This is a genomic window from Lactobacillus equicursoris DSM 19284 = JCM 14600 = CIP 110162 (assembly GCF_001434815.1).
Lineage (GTDB): Bacteria > Bacillota > Bacilli > Lactobacillales > Lactobacillaceae > Lactobacillus > Lactobacillus equicursoris.
Window position 1 is genome coordinate 1 of record NZ_AZDU01000077.1, and the last position, 4,543, is coordinate 4,543.

Annotated in this window: 3 protein-coding genes; all 3 read right to left on the bottom strand. The window is 33.5% G+C overall.

Annotation, left to right across the window (positions count from 1 at the left end; genetic code table 11):
* Positions 1 to 50 precede the first annotated feature (50 nt).
* From FC20_RS09140 to FC20_RS09150, 3 genes are read right to left on the bottom strand one after another with little or no spacing between them, the layout of a single operon-like run.
* The gene (locus tag FC20_RS09140; RefSeq protein ID WP_035173111.1) at positions 51 to 1,532 is read right to left on the bottom strand and encodes a glycoside hydrolase family 1 protein; all 1,482 of its coding nucleotides are present in this window, start codon (positions 1,530 to 1,532) and stop codon (positions 51 to 53) included.
* Between the two features lie 11 nt (positions 1,533 to 1,543).
* Positions 1,544 to 3,430, bottom strand: coding sequence for a PTS beta-glucoside transporter subunit IIBCA (locus FC20_RS09145; RefSeq protein ID WP_008460364.1), 1,887 nt, complete (start codon positions 3,428 to 3,430; stop codon positions 1,544 to 1,546).
* Complete coding sequence (locus FC20_RS09150) at positions 3,427 to 4,281, bottom strand: PRD domain-containing protein (RefSeq protein ID WP_008460363.1); 855 nt, start codon at positions 4,279 to 4,281, stop codon at positions 3,427 to 3,429. Before FC20_RS09150 ends, FC20_RS09145 begins: the two co-directional genes overlap by 4 nt.
* Positions 4,282 to 4,543 lie beyond the last annotated feature (262 nt).

Sequence of the window (4,543 nt, forward strand, 5' to 3'; positions counted from 1 at the left end):
TAATACTAATTTGTCCCAATTTTGGGGGGCATATCATGTTTTTAATATGATTATTCTAAATAGCTTTTCGGTATTTCATTTCCATAAGATAATAATTTTTGATACCAATAATATGAATCTTTAGGATAACGTTTATAACTGCCGTTGCCTTCATCATCAAGATCAACGTAAATTAAACCATATCGTTTTGACATTTGTGTCGTTGATGCCGAAACCATATCAGTTGTTCCCCACATCAAGTAACCCATTAATTCAATACCATCTTCCTTAATTGATTTAAGCATTTCATTAATATGTGCTTTTAAATAATCAATACGATATTGATCATGAACTTTGCCATCATCAGTTAATTTATCTTTGGCTCCTAGGCCATTTTCTACAATAAATAGCGGTTTTTGATAGCGATCATAAAGATTAATTAAAATTAATCTAAGTCCAATCGGATCAATCTGCCAGCCCCATTCACTTTCTGGAAGGTATTTATTATAAACTCCCGTTGTGCGGTTAGCTTTAGTAACCTTTAGCCCCGTAGTATCAAAGGCTGTGCAAACAGATGAATAATAAGAAAAGGCAACAAAGTCAGCAGTATTTTCTTCGATTAACTTCAATTCCTCATTAGTCATATCGATTTGCAAACCCATCTTTTGAATCTGCTTTAGTAAGACTTTAGGATATTTACCTCTAATTTGAATATCACTAAAATCATAACTCTCACGCATGATTTGGGTGGCCTTTAACATATTGCGTGGATCGCTATTATAAGGATAAACCATTGTACTGGTAATCATGCTTCCAACTTTAAGAGCAGGATAATTTTCATGGATATATTTAGTAATCTTAGCTGAAGCAACGAATTGATTATGCATTGCTTGGTAAATAACTTCTTTGAAGTTTTTATTTGGAAAACGATCCTTAACTAAGCCCGCTGAAGAATATGGATGGCGAATAATACTATCGATCTCATTAATCGGAATCCAGTATTTAATTAAATCATGATATTGGTCGATTACGGTCTCAGCAAAATTATAGAAGAAATCGGCAACTTTCTTATCATACCAAGCATTATAATTTAAAACTAAATTTAACGGCATTTCATAGTGCGATAAAGTCACAATTGGCGTAATACCTAAAGAATTCATCTTTTTAAAAAGATGCTCATAGTAATTCAATCCCGCTTGGTTAGGCTTGGAATCATCTCCATTAGGAAAAATTCGACTCCAAGCAATAGAAATTCGCATTGAATTGATGCCTGTTTTAGCTAACATTTCAAGATCAGATGAATAACGATGATAAAAATCAACACCATGACGCTTACCCCAAGCCTTGGTTGTCTTGTCTTTAAGCGCTTGATCGATTTCCGCACTTGTCATGTCATTTACTTTCTTATAATCATTCAAATCTTGACGAGGATTAAAACGTTCACAATCAGCAATTGACATCCCTTTACCATCTTCATTCCAAGCACCTTCAACTTGGTTTGCAGAAGTTGCTATACCCCACATAAAATTTTGCGGTACTACATAATTTGCCATCATGTCATCCCCTAAGCCAAGATCATAACATTAGTATCTTTGGTGACTGATTCAGTTTTTTCCTTATCTTTTAACACAGGCAAAACTTCTAAGAAATCTTTAGAGTTAGTTACAATCATAATTACAGTTGGATCATAACCTGCTTGTTTAATTTTATCAATATTAAAATCAAGCAATTCTTGACCGGCTTTAATCTTGTCACCTTTTTTGACTAATTGTTTAAATCCTTCACCCTTCATTTCAACAGTATCAATTCCGACATGGATTAAAACATCTGCATCATTGTTTAAATGCAAGCCAATAGCATGGTGAGTTTCAAAAGTGGCAGTTACAACACCATCATCAGGTGCAAAGATCTTACCTTCACTTGGAATAACGGCAATGCCTTTACCCATCACACCACTAGCAAAAGTTGGATCATTAACTTTAGAAATATCTTCCAATTCACCTTTAACAGGGGCATGTAATTCGTGTTTTTCGTGATCTTTTTCAAAATTCTTCTTTTCTTCTTTGGCAGCCTTTTTTACTTCATTTTTATCTACCGGATCATCAAAACCAATAATCCAAGTGGCGATAAATGTAGCAACGCTGGCAATGATAATAATGATAATTGCTTGAACGACAAAGTTTTCAGTCTTTGAAACCCACATTGGTAAACTTAAGAAAGCTGGCGTTACATAGATAAATGCTTTAATTTTCATAAAACTTGCAACGATACCAGCAATCGCACCACCAATCATAGCACCATACATAGGCTTTTTAAGTCGTAAGTTAACACCGAATAGTGCTGGTTCAGTAATACCACCAAGATATGCAGTAGCACTTGATGATAAAGCTAATGATTTTAATTCTTTGTTTTTACTCTTTAAACCAACAGCAAGAGAAGCTGCAGCTTGTGACATGTTTGAACATAAAGCAACAACACGAATAATTGGGTCAAAACCTTGTGTAGCGACTAATTGAATACTAATTGGTGACAAAGCTTTGTGAATACCAATTGAAACAAGCCAAGGATATAAAGCAGCAAGTACTGGAATAGCAATAAGACCAGCATTGTGATAGAGCCACATAGCAATAAAGCCGATACCTTGTGAAATCCAGTTTGATAAAGGTCCAATAAACAAGAATACCAATGGTCCAGTAATTAACATGGTAAGCATTGGTTCCATGAACACTTTGACCATTCCTGGAGTGATCTTTCTGACGAACTTATAGATATAAGACATAATCCATACAGAAAGAATAGCAGTAATTAAAGTGGCAGAATATTGAACTAATGGAACTGGCAAACCTAAGAAATAGAAAGGTTTCTTAGCAGCTACAATTTGTGCCCAAACTGGATGAACTGTCATTAGTCCAATGAATCCACCTAGCATTTGATTAGTTTTGAAAATTTTAGCAGCTGAAAAACCAACATAAGCTGGCATAAAGTAATAACCAGTATCAAAGATTAGATTTAATAATTGATAAGTTTGACTTTTTTCTGATAGGACATTGCAAATTGTTAAAATCAACAATAATACTTTGCCCATACCAGCACCGGCTAGTAATGGGATAGCTGGGGCAATTGAACCAGTAATCGCACCAATGATTACGTCAAACCAATTTTTCTTTTTATTAGATTTATTTTCATCATCGTTATCATTATTGTCGATATGAATCATTTGCATCAAATCATCATAGACATCTTCAACAGTATTACCGATGACTAATTGATACTGTCCACCTTTTTTGACTACTTGTAAAACGCCATCAATGCTTTCGGCTTTCTTATCATCGGCTTTACTTTCATCTTTTAAAACAAAACGTAATCTTGTGGAGCAATGGACAACTGATTGAATATTATCTTCACCGCCAATTGCGTCCAAGATTTCTTTGTTCATTTTCTCGTACTTCATTTTCTTCTCCTCAAATCTGAAGTTATTTTGTTAATATGAATGGCAATATACATTACTTCTTCATTAGTTAATTGATAATTGTATTTTTCAGCAATAAAATCTTTTATTTTTAAAGCACATTTATATGCATCGATATCACTTGATTTGATGACTTTAAGTATCTCATCACTTAAATCACCTAACGATCGATTTCCTTGGTTATACATCATGCATTTCCAAAAGAACTTCAAATGTAATGCAAACCGATTATATGCAAGGGATTTATAATCTATGTCAATATTGAAATAATAGCGAACGATCTTGGTGACTTCTTTAATAAAATCAATTGACTTTTTAAAATCACTAATATCATTTCCTAATTCACCATTGATAATGTGAACCGCAATAAACCCCGCCTCATCTTCAGGAAATTTCAAATTAAATTGTTTATTTAAGAGCTGCAAAGCCCACAAGCCATAACGAAACTCTTTTGGATAATAGTTTTGAATTTCCCATAAAAAACTATTGCTGAGATATAATCCCTTCTTTCCGCGTTCAACACTAGTTGCCAAGTGATCAGTTAACGTAATATAGACACTATCTGCCAAATCAAGATTTTCTTCACGCTTTAAGCGACCAACAATTTTCTGCGATATTTGAAAATAGATCGGGTCTGTTTCATGAATTGTCTTCAATAAAATAGATCGCTGTCTTTCATCAAAAGGAGTAAAAATTTTATAGATCTTTGTTTCATCGATCGAATCTCCGGCTTTTTTATTAAAAGCAATTCCTTTACCAAGAACTATAATTTCTTCACCATCTTGATTGGTGGTAAGGACAGCGCCATTGTTCAATACTTTCTTGATTACCAAATTTTCTCTCCTTTAACGAAAAAAGACCCACTTACCCATTAAAATTGGATAAGTGAGCCTGCGCCGATTTTATCAGTTAACAATTTCACTCTTTTTCACTTGTTGGTTATATAATACCGCTTTCAAAGAGATTTAGCAATAGTTTTTTTGAAATTATAAGAAAATATGTGATTAACAAGTGATAATGTCTTATTTGTTAACTTAGGAAAATGTCCTATTTGTTGTAAGTATTGATATGACCCCCGAAATTAGTGTCCTAATT